We start from the raw sequence: 17,284 nt of genomic DNA on the forward strand, positions 1-17,284 counted from the left end.
CGTCGCCCCCGGCCCCTCACGCTAGGGGCAGCCGGCGGCCCGGGCAGGCCGGGCGGCCCGGAGCCGTCAGCGCATCTGCGCGACCCAGGCGACGGCCTCCCGTGCCTGCTGCCGGCGGCGCTCGTAGGTGGCGCCCACGACCAGCAGCAGCAGGCCGGCGGTGGCGAGGGTGACCCAGCGCGGCACCAGCGGCGCGTAGGACGACAGCCGGCCGAGGACCACGAAGGCCAGCGTCGCGGCGCCGACCACGAAGGGCGCCTGCCGGTGGGTGAGCGTGCCCGCCACGGTCAGGAGGGTCGCCGCGGCGACCACCAGGACCAGGCGCAGCGCCGTCGGGTCGGTCACGACCACCATCGCCGAGGGCGCCAGCGCGACCGCCACCGCCCCGCCCTCCGCCGCCCAGGAACCGGCCCGTGCCCGCAGCGCCGGCAGCGCGAGGAGCAGCAGGCCGGCGGCGGCGGGCAGCGAGTAGACCTCCGGCGTCCGGACGTCGGCCCCGGCCGCGGCGATCCAGCCGGCGACGACGAGGTCGGCGACGGCGAGCACCGCCACCGGCCGCCGCCGCGCGACGACGGCGTAGACGCCGGCGGCCGCCCCGGCGACGGCGAGGTCGATCCCGACCTGCCCCCAGGCCCCGGCGGTGCCGGCGACCGCGCCCGCCAGCAGGCCGCCGCCCGCGCCGACCGCGGCCGCGGCCGCCTCCTCGGGCCACCGCGCCCGGAGCGCGGCCACGCCGAAGGCCACCGCGGCGAGCAGCGCGAGGAGCAGGCCCGCGACCGCGGGGACCAGCAGCCCGGCCTCGGTGGCCAGCAGCACCGCCAGGCCGGGGAGAGCGAGGGCCGTGCCCGTCGCCGCGAGGCGGACCTCCGGTCGCAGCAGGGCGGCCAGCGTCGCCGGCACGGCGGCGGCGAGGAGCAGCAGCGCCAGCAGGTCGGTGTGGCCGGCGGCGGCGAGCACCGCGGTGCCGGCACCGGCCAGCGTGAGGCCACCGCTCAGCAGGCCGGCCAGCACGGCGGGCGCCGAGCGCACCGGCACCGCGGCGGTGAGCAGCACCAGCCCGAGGCCGGCCCCGGTCACGGACCCGGCCACCTCCGTCCCCGCGGACCCCGCGCCGGCCAGCGACCCGCTCAGCGCCAGGGCCGGCAGCCCGGCGGCGCCGGCGGCGACCCGGCGCAGGTCGGAGGTGAGCCGGAGCTCGCGCAGGAGGGGGACGGTCACCGCGCCGGCGGTCACCAGGACGGCGGTGGCGGTCCACGACTGCACCGGCCCGAGCTCCCAGGCCACCCCGACGCCGCGCAGGGCGCCGACCGCCGTCCACAGCCCGGCGAGCGCGAGGGCCGGCCGGTGCAGCGACGGGCGCAGGACCAGCACCACGAGGACGTCGGCCAGCGCCGTCCCGAGGGCCACCGCCGCCCCGGCGGCCTGCCCGGCCGCCGGCTCCGGCAGGAGCAGCAGCCCGACCGGCTGGGCGGCCAGCAGGGCGACGACCGGCCAGGTGACGGTGCTGCGGGTCAGCCGCCCGAGCCCCAGCGCCACGAGCGCGACGGTCGCGCAGGAGAGCCCGGCCCACAGCCGCTCCGGCACCGCGTCGACGCTCCACAGCCCCCGTGCGTGCGCCGCCCCGAGGTCGACGGCCAGCAGCGCGGCACCGGCGGCCGCGAGTGCCTCCTCGGTGGCCCGCAGGCCGTGCCGCGCGGTCCAGGCCGACGTCGCCATCGCGGTGGCCGTGACGGTGGCCATGACCGCCGCCTGGAAGGTCACCCCGAGCCGGGTCCAGGCGACCGCCACGAAGGCGAGGGCGGCGGCCACCACGAGCAGCGCACCGAGGCCGAGCAGCACCTGCTGCGGGCTGATCCGCCGGCGCGGTGCCGGGAGCGGCGCGAGCGGGGGAGGCGGGGGAGGGGCGACCGGCGGTGGGGCGACCGGCGGTGGGGCGGCGGGCGGGAATGGCGCCCGGGCCGCGGCAGGCGGGGTGGACGCCCTCCCGGCGGCCGTGACGACCCGGCCGGGAACCGCCGCGCGGAGCGTCGCGACGAGCGCGTCCCGCTCGCGGGCGAACTCCTCGATCGTCGCGCCCAGCCGCGCGACGACCGTCGCCGCCTGACCGACGGCGGGCAGCCCGCACGTCGGGCAGGGTGCGGGCGCCGGTGCGGCGGGCGTGCCGCAGACCGGGCACGGCAGGCCCCAGCGTGCGTCCGTCGAGGTCATGGCCGCATGGTGACGCCCCGGGCGGCGCGGTGGAACGGATCCCACCCTGCCTGTGGACAGCAGGTGCCGCGGAGGTCACCCGGCAAACCGCTCGGGATCCGCGCCGACAGCGCCTACCCTGGGATCAGTGATCACGACGACCGGCCTGGAGCTGCGCGCCGGCGCCCGCATCCTCCTCGGCGACATCAACCTGCGCGTGCAGGCCGGTGACCGCATCGGCCTGGTCGGGCGCAACGGCGCCGGCAAGACGACCACGCTCACCACGCTCGCGGGCGAACGCCTGCCGCACGCCGGCAGGGTCGAGGTGACCGGCGAGATCGGCTACCTGCCGCAGGACCCGCGCAGCGGCGACCTCGACACCACCGCCACCGACCGCGTGCTGTCCGGCCGCGGCCTCGACGTCCTCAAGGCCAGGCTGGTCAAGGCACAGGTGGCCATGGCCGAGCCGGCCGACGACGCCGAGCGCGACCGCGCCGTCCGCCGGTACGGGCACCTGGAGGACCAGTTCGCCGCCCTGGGCGGCTACGCCGCGGAGAGCGACGCCGCCCGGATCTGCACCGCGCTCGGCCTGCCCGACCGGGTCATGGGCCAGCCGCTGCGCACCCTCTCGGGCGGCCAGCGGCGCCGCGTCGAGCTGGCCCGCATCCTCTTCTCCGACGCCGAGACGCTGCTGCTCGACGAGCCCACCAACCACCTCGACGCCGACTCGATCACCTGGCTCAAGTCGTTCCTCGCCGCGCACAAGGGCGGGCTGGTCGTCATCAGCCACGACGTCGAGCTGCTCGACGCCGTCGTCAACAAGGTGTGGCACCTCGACGCCAACCGGGCCACCGTCGACGTCTACAACCTCGGCTGGAAGGCCTACCTGGCCCAGCGCGAGACCGACGAGCGCCGCCGCCGCCAGGAGCGGGCCAACACCGAGCGCAAGATCGACGCACTCTCCGCGCAGGCCGACAAGATGCGCGCCAAGGCCACCAAGGCCAAGGCCGCGCAGAGCATGGACAAGCGCGCCCAGCGGCTGGCCGCCGGGCTCGAGGCCGTGCGGGTGCAGGACCGGGTGGCCAAGCTGCGGTTCCCGACGCCGGCGTCGTGCGGGAGGACGCCGCTCACCGCCGAGGGCCTGTCGAAGAGCTACGGCTCCCTCGAGGTGTTCACCGACGTCGACCTCGCCGTCGACCGGGGCGCGCGGGTCGTCGTCCTCGGGCTCAACGGCGCCGGGAAGACGACGCTGCTGCGCATGCTGGCCGGCGCCGAGGTCCCCGACACGGGCGAGGTGCGGCCCGGGCACGGCCTGCGGATCGGCTACTACGCGCAGGAGCACGAGACCCTCGACCACGACCGGTCGCTCCTGGAGAACATGCGGGCGGCCGCGCCGCAGAGCACCGACACGGAGCTGCGGCGGATCCTCGGCGCGTTCCTGTTCTCCGGCGACGCAGCCGACCAGCGGGCCGGCACGCTCTCCGGTGGCGAGAAGACCCGGCTGGCCATGGCCACGCTGGTCGTCTCCGGCGCCAACGTGCTGCTGCTCGACGAGCCGACCAACAACCTCGACCCGGCCAGCCGCGAGCAGGTCCTCGACGCGCTGCGCACCTACGCCGGCGCGATCGTGCTGGTCACCCACGACGAGGGCGCGGTGCGCGCGCTCGACCCCGACAAGGTGATCCTGCTGCCCGACGGCACCGAGGACGCCTGGAGCGAGGACCTCGCCGACCTCGTCGAGCTGGCGTAATACTCCGTCGGCCTTCCGGCCGACACCGCGGCCAGGTGCCGTCCCCCGGTCACGCTGAGCCCCGCCACGGCGTCCCGGTCGGGAGCCTGCGGCCCCGCGACCGGCCCGCCGTCCTGCGCGGGCGGCGCACCTCCCGGCGCGGCCAGGTGCCGTCCCCCGGTCGCGCCGAGCCCGGCCACGGCGTCGGGCGGCGCACGTGTCCGGTCCCCTGGCCGCCCTCGATTCCCTCGTTCGCGTGGCCGACCTCGGTCGTCTGGGTGATCATCGACGCGGGAGGCCGGCGTCACGGGGACGGCGGCACCACGCGGACGAGCACCCGACGGGCCGGCGTCGCCGGCGCGGACGGCGACGACGGAGGGGAGTCATGGCCGACTCGAGCACGGCGGACCTCGGCAAGGGCAAGCGGATCACGGGCGGGGACCGCACGTCCCTCGCCGACGAGCTCAAGAAGCGCTACGACGGCGGGGAGAGCATCCGGTCCCTCGCCACGTCCACCAACCGGTCCTACGGCTTCGTGCACCGGCTCCTGTCGGAGTCCGGTGCCACGCTGCGCAGCCGTGGCGGAGCGAACCGGAACAACAAGAAGACCGCGTGACGGCGGCCGACGCCGACGGCTGGGTCCGCACCGCCCGCGACGGCGCCGTCCTCACCGTCACGCTCGACCGGCCCGACCGACTCAACGCGCAGACGCCGGCCACCTGGACGGCGCTGGCGGCGGTCGGTGCCTCCCTCGACGACGACGTCCGCGTGGTCGTCGTGCGGGGCACCGGCCGCGCCTTCTCCGCGGGGCTGGACCGCAGCCTCTTCAGCACCGATCCCTCCACCCCCGGTGGCCTGGGCGAGCTCGGGCAGATGTCCGCCGAGCTCGCCCAGGAGCGCATCCGGACCTACCAGGCCGGGTTCCGCTGGCTCCGGTCGCCGGGGATCGTGTCGGTGGCGGCGGTGCAGGGGCACGCCATCGGGGCCGGCGCGCAGCTCGCGCTGGCCTGCGACCTGCGGGTGCTCACCCAGGACGCGTCGCTGCGCCTGCCGGAGGCGACCCTCGGCCTGGTCCCCGACCTCACCGGCACGAGCACGCTGACCGAGCTGGTGGGCTACTCGCGGGCGATGGAGATCTGCCTGACCGGGCGGGCGGTGGCGGCGGCCGAGGCGCTGACGATGGGCCTGGCCAACGCCGTCGTCCCGGCCGACGGGCTCGACGAGGCGGTGCGCGGACTGGTGACCGCACTCACCGCCCCGCCGGTCGGCGCCGGCCGGGAGACCGCGGCGCTGGTGCGCTCAGCCGTCCGCAACGACCCGGAGAGCCAGGACGCCGCGGAGCGGGCCGCGCAGGCGCGGCGGCTGGCCGAGCTCGCGGGCCGCTGAGCAGGCGACCGGAACAGGGGACGGCCGGCGGCTGTTGTCGCTGCCGCCGGCCGAACCCGTCGCCGGGGGAGGAGGTCGCGCCATGAGCAGTCCCATGACCTCCATGGCCGCCATGCGGTCGTTCCGCCGTGACCCGTCGGTCACCTCGCGCGAGCTGCCGAAGGGAACGGTCCGCCGCATCCTCGGCATCGCCCGGCCCTACCGTCGGGAGCTGACCTTCTTCCTGCTGCTGGTGGTCGGGTCCTCGGTCATCGGCGTCATCACCCCGCTGCTGGCCGGGCAGATCGTCAACCGCATCGCCCGCCTCGACGGCACCGCCGGCGACGTGGTCCGCATCGCGCTGTTCATCGCCGGTCTCGCCGTCGTCGACGCGGCCATCTCCCTGGCCACCCGCTGGTACTCCGCGCGCATCGGCGAGGGCGTCATCTACGACCTGCGCGCCCGGGTCTTCGAGCACGTGCAGCGGATGCCCGTCGCCTTCTTCACCCGCACGCAGACCGGTGCGCTGGTGAGCCGGCTCAACAACGACGTCATCGGCGCGCAGCAGGCGTTCACGTCGACGCTGTCGGGGGTCGTCTCCAACGTGATCGGCCTGGTGCTCACCGCCGGCGTGATGTTCACGCTGTCGTGGCAGATCACCCTGCTGTCGATCGTGCTGGTGCCGGTGTTCGTGCTGCCCGCGCGACGGATCGGCAAGCGGCTGCAGGAGATCACCCGGGAGTCCTACGGGCTCAACGCGTCGATGAACTCCTCGATGACCGAGCGGTTCAACGTCGCCGGCGCGCTGCTGGTCAAGCTGTTCGGGCGGCCCGAGGTCGAGGCGGACTCCTTCCGCGGCCGCGCGGCCCGCGTCCGTGACATCGGCGTCCTGTCGGCCATGTACGGCCGCACCTTCTTCACCGCGCTCACCCTGGTCGCCGCGCTGGCCACCGCGCTGGTCTACGGCCTGGGCGGCTGGCTGGCGTTCACCGGGTCGCTCTCGCCGGGCGACGTCGTGGCCCTCGCGCTGCTCCTGTCGCGGCTGTACGGGCCGCTGACGGCGCTGTCCAACGTCCGGGTCGACGTCATGAGCGCGATGGTCAGCTTCGACCGGGTCTTCGAGGTGCTCGACCTGCCGCCGATGATCGACGAGGCCCCCGACGCGGTGCCGGTGCCGGCCCACGACCGCTCGATCGAGTTCGACGGCGTCTCGTTCAGCTACCCGGCCGCCGCCGACGTCTCGCTGGCCTCGCTGGAGGACGTGTCGCTGCCCGAGCACGGCGGCCCGACCGCGGTGCTGCACGACGTCAGCTTCCGCGTCGAGCCGGGGCACATGGTGGCGCTGGTCGGGCACTCCGGCGCCGGCAAGTCGACGATCGTCAACCTGGTGCCGCGGCTCTACGACGTCACCGGCGGCTCGGTGCGGGTCGGCGGGGTCGATGTCCGGCAGGCCACCCTGGCCTCGCTGCGCGAGGTGATCGGCGTCGTCAGCCAGGACGCGCACCTGTTCCACGACACCATCCGCGCCAACCTGCTCTACGCCCGGCCCGAGGCCACCGAGGAGCAGCTGTGGTCGGCACTGACCGGCGCGCGGATCGCCGCCCTGATCGCCTCGCTGCCCGACGGCCTGGACACCGTGGTCGGCGACCGCGGCTACCGGCTCTCCGGCGGGGAGAAGCAGCGGCTGGCGATCGCACGGGTGCTGCTCAAGGCGCCGGGGATCGTCATCCTCGACGAGGCCACCGCACACCTCGACAGCGAGTCGGAGGTGGCGGTGCAGCACGCGCTGGACACCGCGCTGGCCGGCCGGACGTCGCTGGTGATCGCCCACCGGTTGTCGACGATCCGCAGCGCCGACCAGATCCTCGTCGTCGACGACGGTCGCATCGTGGAGTCGGGTACTCACGCGGAGTTGCTGGCGCTCGGGCGGCGCTACGCCGACCTCTACCGGACCCAGTTCGCCGACGGCGAGCGTCGGACGGTCGGCGCGGCGTAGCAACTAGCGTTCCTCTGGCCACAGCAGCACCAGGAGGAGTTCCGTGACGTCCGCCCATCCGCACGACGCCCAGATCCGCGCGCTCTACGCCGCCTTCCTCGATGGCTGGAACCGGCGCAGCGGCGCGGCCGTCGCGTCCGGGTTCGCCGACGACGGGGACATGGTCGGCTACGACGGCACCACGGTGAACGGGCGGCTGTCGATCGCCTCGGACCTGCGGCGGGTCTTCGGCAGCCACCCGACGGCGACCTACGTCGGCGTGGTCCGGTCGGTGCGCTCGCTGGCGGACGGCGTGGCGGTGCTGCACGCCCACTCCGGGATGATCCCGCCGGGCGAGGACGACATCGACCCCGGGCTGCACGCGATCCACACGGTGGTCGCGGTCGTCGAGGGCGGTCGCTGGAAGATCTCGCTGTTCCAGGCGACGCCGGCCGCGTGGCTGGGGCGCCGGGACGCCCGCGAGGCGCTGACCCAGGAGCTGCGCGGCCTGCTCGCCGTCCGGTGAGCGTGCTGGGCGCCGTTCTCCTCGACGCCGCCGACCTGCTGGCGGCACCGCGGCTGCCCGTGCTGCTCGACGTCCGGTGGGCGCTGGGCGACGACCGCGGCCGCGAGCGGTACCTGGCCGGCCACCTGCCCGGCGCGGTGTTCGTCGACCTCGACACCGAGCTGGCCGCGCCGCCGTCGCCGGCCGAGGGGAGGCACCCGCTGCCGTCCGTGGCCGACCTGCAGGCCGCCGCCCGGCGGTGGGGCATCCGGGACGGCGACGCCGTGGTCGCCTACGACGCCACTGGCGGGCTGGCCGCCGCGCGGGCCTGGTGGCTGCTGCGCTGGGGCGGCCTCGCCGACGTCCGGCTGCTCGACGGCGGGCTGGCCGCGTGGACGGCCGCCGGCGGGGCGCTGGTGACCGGCGACGTCGTCCCGGAGCCGGGGGACGTGGTATTCACCGGCGGCGGCATGCCCGTGCTGTCAGCCGACGAGGCGGCGGCGCTGCCCGCGCGCGGCGGGGTGCTCCTCGACGCCCGGGCGGGGGAGCGGTACCGCGGCGAGGCCGAGCCGGTCGACCCCCGCGCGGGGCACGTGCCGGGCGCGGTGAGCGCGCCGACGGTGGAGAACCTCGGTTCCGGCGGGACCTTCCGCGCCGACCTGGCCGAGCGGTTCGCGGCGCTGGGCGTGCGGCCGGGGACGACGGTCGGCGTCTACTGCGGCTCCGGCGTCACCGCGGCGCACGAGGTGGCCGCGCTCACGGAGGCCGGGATCGAGGCGGCGCTGTGGCCGGGGTCGTGGTCGCAGTGGTCGGCCGACCCCGCCCGCCCCGTGGCGACCGGACCCGACCCCGGCTGACCCGGTCCCGGTGCCCCTCTAGCGCTGCTGGCACCCGACGGCGGCGTCGTAGCGGTCCAGGAGCACGGCGGCGATGCGCTCGTCGGGCAGCAGGGGAGCGGTGACGACGTCGGCGCCGGCCTCGGCCAGCTTGCCGTGGAAGTGCCCCGGGGCGAGCAGGTAGGACGCGACCACCACCCGCTCGGCGCCACCCCTGCGCGCCGCGGTGACGGCGTCGGCGACCGGTGGCCGGGCGGCCGAGCCGTAGCCGGTGGTCACCGGCCCGGCCCAGGAGCGCCGCAGGAGGTCGGCGGTGTCCTCGACGTCGGCGACCGACCGCGGGTCGCTGGAGCCGGCCGCGGCCAGCACGACGGCGGTCAGCGGGTCGGCCGGGTCGGCGCCGGCCTCGACCAGCCGGTCGGACAGCACCGCGGCCAGCCGCGGGTCGGGTCCGAGCGGGCGCGCGGCCACGGCCGAGGAGTGCGCCGCCACGGCCCCGGCGATGTCCACGTGCACGTGGTAGCCGCCCGACAGCAGCAGCGGGACGACGACGGCGGGGTGGCGGTCGGCGGCCAGCCCGGCGACGACGTCGACGACCGTGGGTGGCTGCACGTCGACGAAGGCCGCCGTCGTCACCAGGCCCGGGCGCAACCGCCGCGCGGCCAGCGCGAGCTCGCCGACCAGCCGCCGTCCGGTGGGGTTGCGGGTGCCGTGCGCGCAGGCGACCAGGACCGGTGCGGTCACGGTGACCGCAGGATGCCGCCGTCGACGGCGACCATCGTGCCGGTGACGTAGGAGGCGGCGGGGGAGAGCAGGAAGGCCGCCACCCGGCCGAACTCCTCGGGCTGCCCGACCCGGCCCAGCGGGATCCCGGCCTCCGTGCGGGCGCGCGCCTTCGCGGGGTCGCCGGAGGCTGCCTCGATCTCGGTGATCCGGTCGGTGGCGATGGTCCCGGGCATCAGCCCGACCACCCGGATGCCGCGCGGCCCCAGCTCGTCGGACAGCGCCTTGGCCGTCATCGCCAGCCCGGGGCGCAGCCCGTTCGAGACGGCCAGGTGGCCGATGGGCTGGCGCACGGAGGTGGAGAGGACGAGGCCGATGGCCGCGCCCTCGCCGAGGTGCGGCGCGAGCGCGCGGACCAGCCGGAGGGGGCCGAGCAGCACGCTGTCGACACCGGCCCGCCAGGCCTCCTCCGGCGTCCCGAGCACCGTGCCGGGCGCGGGACCGCCGACGGAGACCAGCACGCCGTCGACCCGGCCGAGCACCTCGAGGGCACGGGAGACCAGGAGGTCGGCCGCGCCGGGGTCGGCCAGGTCGGCGGCGACCCCGGCCGCGGCCGGGGCGCCACCCAGCGCCTCGACGGCGGAGGAGACCGACGAGGACGAGCGGGAGCTGACGAGGACGCGGGCCCCGTCGGCGACGAGGGCCCGGGCGGTCGCCAGGCCCAGCCCCCGGCTCGCGCCGGTGAGCAGGTACCCGCGACCGCCCAGGCCCAGGTCCATCAGGCGGCCGTGCCCCGCAGCGAGCGCAGGACGTACTGCATGATCCCGCCGTTGCGGTAGTAGTTCGCCTCACCGGGGGTGTCGATCCGCACGGTGGCGTCGAACTCGACGTCCCCGGCCCTCACCCTCACCGTGCGCGGCGTCTCGCCGTCGTTCAGCGCGGTGATCCCGGTGATCGTGAACTCCTCGTCGCCGGTCAGGCCGAGGGACTCGCGGTCCTGGCCCTCGGGGAACTGCAGCGGCAGCACGCCCATGCCGATGAGGTTGGAGCGGTGGATCCGCTCGTAGCTCTCGGCGATGACCGCCTTGACGCCGAGCAGCGCCGTCCCCTTGGCCGCCCAGTCACGCGAGGAACCCGACCCGTACTCCTTGCCGGCCAGCACGACCAGCGGGATGCCGGCCTCCTGGTAGGCCCGCGAGGCGTCGTAGATCGTGGTCGTCTCGCCGGTCAGGTGGTTCTTGGTGACGCCGCCCTCGGTGCCGGGCACCAGCTGGTTGCGCAGCCGGATGTTGGCGAAGGTGCCGCGGATCATCACCTCGTGGTTCCCGCGCCGGGAGCCGTAGGAGTTGAAGTCGCGGCGCTCGACGCCGTGCTCGGACAGGTACTTCCCGGCCGGGCTGTCGGCCTTGATCGACCCGGCGGGGGAGATGTGGTCGGTGGTCACCGAGTCCCCGAGCACCGCCAGCGTCCGGGCGCCGGTGATGTCCTGCACCGGGGTCGGCTCGGCCGGCATGCCCTCGAAGTACGGGGGACGCCGCACGTAGGTGCTCTGCGGGTCCCACGCGAAGGTGTCCCCGGTCGGCGTGGGCAGGTTCTGCCACTGCTCGGTACCGGCGAAGACGTCGGCGTAGTCCTTGCTGAACATCTCCGCGGAGACGGCGTGGTCGATGACCCGCTGGACCTCCTGCGGCGAGGGCCAGATGTCGTGGAGGAAGACGTCGTTGCCGTCCTCGTCCTGGCCCAGGGGGTCGTCGTTGAGGTCGACGTCCATGGACCCGGCCAGCGCGTAGGCGATGACCAGCGGCGGGGAGGCCAGGTAGTTCATCTTGACGTCGGGGTTGATCCGGCCCTCGAAGTTGCGGTTGCCCGAGAGCACCGAGACGACGGCGAGGTCGGCCTCGTTGACCGCCTGGCTGACCGGCTCCGGCAGCGGGCCGGAGTTGCCGATGCAGGTCGTGCAGCCGTAGCCGACCAGGTAGAAGCCGAGCTTCTCCAGGTACGGGGTGAGCTCGGCCTTCTCGTAGTAGTCCATGACGACCTTGGACCCGGGGGCCAGCGTCGTCTTCACCCACGGCTTGGAGCTCAGCCCGCGCTCGACGGCGTTCTTGGCCAGCAGCGCGGCGCCGATCATGACCTGCGGGTTGGAGGTGTTGGTGCACGAGGTGATCGCCGCGATCACGACCGAGCCGTGGTCGACGAACGTCTCCGTGCCGTCCTCCATGACCACGCGGGTCCGCTTGGAGGGCCGCTCGGAGACGGCGTCGTTCTCGTAGTGGTGCGGCTGGCCGGCGCTGCCGTTGCCGTGCCCGGTGCCCGGTGCCGGGCTGGCCGGGTCGGAGGCCGGGAAGGACTCGGCCGAGGCCTCGTCGACGGAGGACTCGACGCCGTAGGGCTGCTCGTCGGCCGGGACGCCGGGCTTGCGGTCCTCACCGCCGGTCTCGCCGTCGGAGACGTAGTCGGCCAGCGCGGCGCGGAAGGCGTGCTTGGCGTCGGTGATCGCGACCCGGTCCTGCGGACGCTTCGGGCCGGCGATCGACGGGACGACGGTGGCGAGGTCCAGCTCCAGGTACTCGGAGAAGGCGGGCTCGCGCGACGGGTCGTGCCAGAGGCCCTGCTCCTTGGCGTAGGCCTCGACCAGCGCGACCTGCTCCTCGCTGCGGCCGGTGAGCCGCAGGTAGGTCGTCGTCTCCTCGTCGATCGGGAACATGGCCGCGGTGGAGCCGAACTCCGGGCTCATGTTGCCGATGGTGGCGCGGTTGGCCAGCGGGACGGCGGAGACGCCGGCGCCGTAGAACTCGACGAACTTCCCGACGACGCCGTGCTGGCGCAGCATCTCGGTGATCGTGAGGACCAGGTCGGTGGCGGTGGCGCCGTCGGGCAGCTCACCGGTCAGCTTGAAGCCGACGACGCGCGGGATGAGCATCGAGACCGGCTGGCCGAGCATGGCGGCCTCGGCCTCGATGCCGCCGACGCCCCAGCCCAGCACGCCCAGGCCGTTGACCATCGTGGTGTGGCTGTCGGTGCCGACGCAGGTGTCGGGGTAGGCGACCACCCGGTCGCCCTCCTGGCGCGGGAACACCACGCGCGCCAGGTGCTCGATGTTGACCTGGTGCACGATGCCGGTGCCGGGCGGGACGACCTTGAAGTCGTCGAAGGCGCCCTGGCCCCAGCGGAGGAACTGGTAGCGCTCGCCGTTGCGCTGGTACTCGATCTCGACGTTGCGCTCGAAGCTCTCCGGGGTGCCGAAGACGTCGGCGATCACCGAGTGGTCGATGACCAGCTCGGCCGGCGCCAGCGGGTTGATCTTGTTCGGGTCGCCGCCCAGGTCGGCCATGGCCTCGCGCATGGTGGCCAGGTCGACGATGCAGGGGACGCCGGTGAAGTCCTGCATGACCACGCGGGCCGGGGTGAACTGGATCTCCTGGTCCGGCTCGGCCGACGGGTCCCAGTTCGCGATCGCGCGGATGTGGTCGGCGGTGATGTCCGCGCCGTCCTCGGTGCGCAGCAGGTTCTCGAGCAGGACCTTCAGGCTGAAGGGGAGCTTGTCGGAGCCCTCGACCGCGTCGAGCCGGTAGATGTCGTAGTCGGTGCCGTCGACGCTGAGCGTCGAGCGGGCCCCGAAGCTGTCCTTGCTGGCTGCCACTGCTTGCGCCTCACCCTCGAGTGTCCATCGGGCTTTGATGTGCCATCCCCCATCATCCCAGGCCACGCCCGCGGCCTGCTGGGAAGGCGACCCTTCCCTGCTCCCGTGACCTCGGTCTCGATCCGTGGCGGCGGGGCCGCGGGACGCCGACCCTGCACGTCCGCGGACGTGCACCGTGCAGGGGGCGACCTACGGTGGACGCCGTGACCGGCGACGTCCCCGACCCGCTGCCCGGCTGGCTCTCCGGTGCCGGGCGGCTGACGGTGCTGACCGGCGCGGGGATCTCCACCGACAGCGGCATCCCCGACTACCGCGGCCCCGACGGCGTGTGGACCCGCGACCCGGACGCCGAGAAGCTCGTCACGCTGTCCTACTACGTGGCCGACCCGGAGATCCGGCGCAAGGCGTGGCGCATGCGCGCCGACCTGCGGGCCGGCGACGTCACCCCGAACGCGGGTCACCGCGCGCTGGTCGACCTGGAGCGGCAGGGCCGGCTGCGCGCGCTGCTCACCCAGAACGTCGACGGGCTGCACCAGGCCGCCGGCTCCTCGCCGGAGCGGGTGCTCGAGCTGCACGGCACGGTGCACGCGGTCGCGTGCCTCTCCTGCGGCGACCGGACGTCGATGGACAGCGCGATGGGGCGGATCGACGCCGGCGACCCCGACCCGGCGTGCCTGGTCTGCGGCGGCATCCTCAAGTCGGCGACGGTCAGCTTCGGCCAGGCGCTCGACGGCGCGGTCCTCGACGCCGCGGCTGGGGCCGCCGCCGACTGCGACGTCTTCCTCGCCGTCGGCACCTCGCTGGTGGTGTACCCCGTCGCCGGGCTGGTCGAGATCGCGGCCGCGCACGGCGCGCGGGTGGTCGTCGTCAACGCCGAGCCGACGCCCTACGACGGGCTGGCCGACCTCGTCGTCCGGGAGCCCATCTCGACGGCGCTGCCGCGGCTGGTGGCCCGGGCGTGAACCGCCGGCAGTTGGAGGCCCGCTACCGCGCGCTGGTGCTCGACGAGCTGCCGCGGCGGGCGCGGGCCGGGCGCTGGGTGGTCAGCAACGACCACTGCTTCGGCCGGATCGTGCTCGACCACGCCGTGGCGGGGTGCTGGTACGACGTCCTGGACCGGCGGCGGTCCCCGGCCTTCGCGCAGCTCTCCGACGAGCAGCTCGCCGGCGCGGTGGCCCTCGCCGAGCGGGTGCTGGCCGAGGGCGACCCGCTGCTGCGCGAGCTGGACGCGCAGAGCCTCGCCTGGCGCGGCAAGCCGCAGAAGCCGTGACGCTGCTCGTCGTCCACCTCGCGTTCACCGCGGCCTACGCCGGCTTCCAGTGGACGGTGCGCGCGCTGGTCTACCCGCAGTTCGCCGGCGTGCCCGCCACGGCGTTCCCCGCCTACGAGCGGGCCCACCAGCGGCGGGTCACCCGGGTGGTCGGGCCGCTGTTCGCCGGCCAGGCGGTGACCACGCTGTGGCTGCTGGCGGCGCGCCCGGCCGGGGTGCCGCTGGTCCCGGTGCTCGCCGGCGCCGCCTGCCTCGCCGTCGTCCTGGGGGTGACGGCGGTGCTGGCCGTCCCGCTGCACCGCCGGCTGGGGGAGGGATGGGACGACGGCACGTACCGGCGGCTGCTGCGCGCCGACACCGCCCGCGCGGTCGCGGCCACTGCCGGGACGCTCGCCGCCGGGTGGCTGGTGCTGACCGCGGACGGCTGAGCACGCCACGGGCCCCGGCGGCGGCTAGCGTGACCGGGACCACGTCGAGCGGCTGACCGGGCCCCTCCGGCAGCCCTGGCAACCGGGAGCCCGGCATGCGCGTGCCCTTGACCACCCGTGACTTCCTCGACCGCGCCGAGCTCGTCTACGGCGACCGGGTCGGCATCGTCGACGAGCCGAACCAGCCGGCGCCGTCGCTGGGCGAGGTCTCCTACCGCGAGGTGGCCCGCCGCGGGCGGGCGCTGCAGGCCGGCCTCGACGCGCTCGGCGTGGGGGAGGGCGAGCGGATCGCCGTCGTCAGCCACAACGCCGGCCGGCTGCTGGAGTGCCTCCTGGCGCTGCCGTCGTCGGGCCGGGTCGTCGTCCCGGTGAACTTCCGGCTGCAGCCGGAGGAGGTCAGCTACATCGTCGGCCACAGCGGCGCGCGGGTGCTGTTCGTCGACCCGGAGCTGGAGGCCTCGCTCAAGAGCGTGGAGGCCGAGCACCGGTTCACCACCGGCGAGGAGTACGAGCAGCTGCTGCGCTACGACACCGAGCCGGTGCCGTGGTCGGAGCCGGACGAGGACGCCACCGCCACGATCAACTACACCAGCGGGACGACGGCCCGGCCCAAGGGCGTGCAGATGACCCACCGCAACGAGTGGGTCAACGCGGTGACCTTCGGCATGCACATGCAGGTCAGCGACCGCGACGTCTACATGCACACGCTGCCGATGTTCCACTGCAACGGCTGGGGCCTGCCGTACATGATGGCCGGGCTGGGCGCCCGCCAGGTGGTGATCCGCAAGATCGACGGCGCGGAGATCCTGCGCCGGGTCGAGCAGCACGGGGTCACCGTGATGGCCGGGGCGCCGGCGGTGTGGAACGCGGTCCTGGACGCCGCGGCCGACTGGGACGGCGAGGTCCCCGGCCGCGACCGGGTGCGGATCGTCGTGGCCGGCGCGCCGCCGCCGTCGAAGACGATCGCGCGGGTCGAGGCGGAGCTGGGCTGGGAGTTCAACCAGATCTACGGCCTGACCGAGACCGCCCCGCTGGTCACCGTCAACCGGCCGCGCGCCGAGTTCGACGACCTCGAGCCGGAGGAGCGCGCCAAGCGGCTGTCCCGGGCCGGGGTGCCGGCGCTGGGCACCCGGCTGCGGACGAGCGAGACCGGTGAGGTGCTGGTGCAGAGCAACACCGTGCTCGCCGGCTACTGGCAGAACCCCGACGCCTCGGGCGAGGCGCTCGAGGGCGGCTGGTTCCACACCGGCGACGGCGGCAGCCTCGACGACGGTGGCTACCTGACCATCTCCGACCGCAAGAAGGACGTGATCATCACCGGCGGTGAGAACGTCTCGTCGATCGAGGTCGAGGACGCCGTCTTCAGCCACCCGGCCGTCGCCGAGGTCGCCGTGATCGGCATCCCCGACGAGAAGTGGGGCGAGATGGTCACCGCCCTGGTGGTGGTCGCCGAGGGTCAGCAGGTCACCGAGGAGGAGATCCTCGCCCACTGCCGGGGCCGCATCGCCGGGTACAAGATCCCCAAGCGCGTGGAGTTCCGGAACGAGCTGGCCCGCACCGCCACCGGCAAGATCCAGAAGTTCAAGCTGCGCGAGGCCTTCTGGTCGGACGCCGACCGCCAGGTGAACTGATGTAAGGGCCCCCCTGCCCCCACCGCTCGCAGGCTCGCGGCGGGCCCCTACAGGGGGCGCCCCGGCCTCGCTGCTCGCGGCGGGGCCGTGCAGGCGGGCGCCTCCTCTGAGTCCTCGCCCGCTCGGGGACGCCCCCCGGGGGGTGAGGCGGTCTCACTCCCGCGGGGGAGACGCGCTCAACCGGCTTCTCGACGAGGCCGACTCCTGCTCTGAGCGGCGCCCACGGGGGCGCCCGGAGAGCACGTGCGACCGGCGTCCGCCGGTCGCACCGGGAGGGGCCGGACGTGGGCACGCGAGCGCGCACTCGACATCGCACGGCGCGGCACTGGGGCGCGCGGACGGCCGGGACGGTGCTGGCGGCCCTCGTCCTCGCCGGGCTGACCCCCGGGGTGGCGTCCGCGGCGCCGAGCGACGCCGAGATCGCCGCCGCCGAGGCCGCGCGCGACGCCGCGGCGGCCGAGGTCGGCGTGCTCAGCGCGCAGCTGGCCGAGGTCGAGGCGGCCGCCGCCTCCGCGCACCAGGCCGCGCAGATCGCGCTGCAGGACTACGAGGAGACCCAGGCCGCCTACGAGGCCGCCCGCGCGAGCGCCGACGCCGCCGCGGCCGCCGCCGTGCAGGCCGACGCCGACCTGGCCGGCGGGCGCTCCGACGTCGCCGCGTTCGCCCGCGACAGCTACATGCAGGGCACCACCGCGCCCGGCGCCGCCGCGCTCATGAGCAGTGACGGTCCGGCTCAGCTGATCGAGCGGGCCGCGCTGCTCGAGGCGGCCGGCACCCACCGCGCCGACGTCCTCGCCACGCTGACCGTCCTCCAGGAGCAGGCCACCACCGCCCGCGAGCAGGCCGCCGCCGCGTCGGTGCAGGCCGAGTCGCTGCAGGCGCAGGCCGCCACGGAGCTGGCCGGCGCCCAGGCGCAAGAGGTCTCCGCCCGCGAGCAGACCGCCGCGCTCGCCGAGCAGCGCGACGCCCTCGCCGCCCGGGCCGAGGCCGCC

At 75.4% G+C, this 17,284-nt stretch carries 14 protein-coding genes and 1 pseudogene; 11 read left to right on the plus strand and 4 right to left on the minus strand.

Annotated elements, in window-relative coordinates:
* Positions 1-66: 66 nt before the first annotated feature.
* Positions 67-2,208, minus strand: coding sequence for an SCO7613 C-terminal domain-containing membrane protein (locus ABQ292_RS07015; protein ID WP_369204653.1), 2,142 nt, complete (start codon positions 2,206-2,208; stop codon positions 67-69).
* 127 nt (positions 2,209-2,335) lie between these two features.
* On the opposite strand from ABQ292_RS07015, the gene ABQ292_RS07020 reads away from it, so the two are divergent.
* From ABQ292_RS07020 to ABQ292_RS07045, 6 genes are all read left to right on the plus strand, one after another.
* Positions 2,336-3,937, plus strand: a complete 1,602-nt coding sequence (locus ABQ292_RS07020) for an ABC-F family ATP-binding cassette domain-containing protein (protein ID WP_369204655.1) — start codon at positions 2,336-2,338, stop codon at positions 3,935-3,937.
* 364 nt (positions 3,938-4,301) lie between these two features.
* Positions 4,302-4,532: a helix-turn-helix domain-containing protein gene (locus tag ABQ292_RS07025; RefSeq protein ID WP_369204657.1), complete on the plus strand. Its 231-nt coding sequence runs from the start codon at positions 4,302-4,304 to the stop codon at positions 4,530-4,532.
* Positions 4,529-5,302: an enoyl-CoA hydratase/isomerase family protein gene (locus ABQ292_RS07030; RefSeq protein WP_369204659.1), complete on the plus strand. Its 774-nt coding sequence runs from the start codon at positions 4,529-4,531 to the stop codon at positions 5,300-5,302. Before ABQ292_RS07025 ends, ABQ292_RS07030 begins: the two co-directional genes overlap by 4 nt.
* Positions 5,303-5,384: 82 nt before the next feature.
* On the plus strand, positions 5,385-7,277 hold the full coding sequence (locus tag ABQ292_RS07035; protein ID WP_369204661.1) for an ABC transporter ATP-binding protein: 1,893 nt from the start codon (positions 5,385-5,387) through the stop codon (positions 7,275-7,277).
* Between the two features lie 43 nt (positions 7,278-7,320).
* Positions 7,321-7,782, plus strand: a complete 462-nt coding sequence (locus ABQ292_RS07040) for an SgcJ/EcaC family oxidoreductase (protein WP_369204663.1) — start codon at positions 7,321-7,323, stop codon at positions 7,780-7,782.
* Positions 7,779-8,618, plus strand: a complete 840-nt coding sequence (locus tag ABQ292_RS07045) for a sulfurtransferase (protein ID WP_369204665.1) — start codon at positions 7,779-7,781, stop codon at positions 8,616-8,618. Before ABQ292_RS07040 ends, ABQ292_RS07045 begins: the two co-directional genes overlap by 4 nt.
* An 18-nt stretch (positions 8,619-8,636) precedes the next feature.
* Here the strand turns inward: ABQ292_RS07045 and ABQ292_RS07050 are convergent, their stop codons facing one another.
* From ABQ292_RS07050 to ABQ292_RS07060, 3 genes are read right to left on the minus strand one after another with little or no spacing between them, the layout of a single operon-like run.
* Entirely contained in the window at positions 8,637-9,341 is a 705-nt protein-coding gene (locus ABQ292_RS07050; protein ID WP_369204667.1) for a sirohydrochlorin chelatase, read from the minus strand.
* Positions 9,338-10,099, minus strand: a complete 762-nt coding sequence (locus ABQ292_RS07055) for an SDR family oxidoreductase (protein ID WP_369204669.1) — start codon at positions 10,097-10,099, stop codon at positions 9,338-9,340. Before ABQ292_RS07055 ends, ABQ292_RS07050 begins: the two co-directional genes overlap by 4 nt.
* The gene (locus ABQ292_RS07060; protein WP_369204671.1) at positions 10,099-12,963 is read right to left on the minus strand and encodes an aconitate hydratase; all 2,865 of its coding nucleotides are present in this window, start codon (positions 12,961-12,963) and stop codon (positions 10,099-10,101) included. Before ABQ292_RS07060 ends, ABQ292_RS07055 begins: the two co-directional genes overlap by 1 nt.
* A 203-nt stretch (positions 12,964-13,166) precedes the next feature.
* Between ABQ292_RS07060 and ABQ292_RS07065 the strand changes: the two genes are divergently transcribed.
* The 5 genes and pseudogenes from ABQ292_RS07065 to ABQ292_RS07085 all read left to right on the plus strand — a co-directional run.
* Positions 13,167-13,925, plus strand: a complete 759-nt coding sequence (locus ABQ292_RS07065; RefSeq protein ID WP_369204673.1) for an SIR2 family NAD-dependent protein deacylase — start codon at positions 13,167-13,169, stop codon at positions 13,923-13,925.
* On the plus strand, positions 13,922-14,233 hold the full coding sequence (locus ABQ292_RS07070) for a hypothetical protein (RefSeq protein ID WP_369204675.1): 312 nt from the start codon (positions 13,922-13,924) through the stop codon (positions 14,231-14,233). Before ABQ292_RS07065 ends, ABQ292_RS07070 begins: the two co-directional genes overlap by 4 nt.
* On the plus strand, positions 14,230-14,661 hold the full coding sequence (locus tag ABQ292_RS07075) for a DUF1772 domain-containing protein (RefSeq protein ID WP_369204677.1): 432 nt from the start codon (positions 14,230-14,232) through the stop codon (positions 14,659-14,661). Before ABQ292_RS07070 ends, ABQ292_RS07075 begins: the two co-directional genes overlap by 4 nt.
* Positions 14,662-14,756: 95 nt before the next feature.
* Complete coding sequence (locus ABQ292_RS07080) at positions 14,757-16,292, plus strand: AMP-binding protein (RefSeq protein WP_369204679.1); 1,536 nt, start codon at positions 14,757-14,759, stop codon at positions 16,290-16,292.
* Between the two features lie 284 nt (positions 16,293-16,576).
* Positions 16,577-17,284: pseudogene (locus tag ABQ292_RS07085) on the plus strand (hydrolase); the annotation flags it as partial.

It is taken from the genome of Geodermatophilus maliterrae, assembly GCF_041018925.1.
GTDB classification, from domain to species: Bacteria; Actinomycetota; Actinomycetes; order Mycobacteriales; family Geodermatophilaceae; genus Geodermatophilus; species Geodermatophilus maliterrae.

Excerpts from the sequence above, each read along its gene's own strand:
- ABQ292_RS07015 (WP_369204653.1), bottom strand. The coding sequence starts at position 2,208 with ATGACCTCGACGGACGCACGCTGGGGCCTGCCGTGCCCGGTCTGCGGC.
- ABQ292_RS07025 (WP_369204657.1), top strand. The coding sequence starts at position 4,302 with ATGGCCGACTCGAGCACGGCGGACCTCGGCAAGGGCAAGCGGATCACG.
- ABQ292_RS07035 (WP_369204661.1), top strand. The coding sequence starts at position 5,385 with ATGAGCAGTCCCATGACCTCCATGGCCGCCATGCGGTCGTTCCGCCGT.
- ABQ292_RS07055 (WP_369204669.1), bottom strand. The coding sequence starts at position 10,099 with ATGGACCTGGGCCTGGGCGGTCGCGGGTACCTGCTCACCGGCGCGAGC.
- ABQ292_RS07080 (WP_369204679.1), top strand. The coding sequence starts at position 14,757 with ATGCGCGTGCCCTTGACCACCCGTGACTTCCTCGACCGCGCCGAGCTC.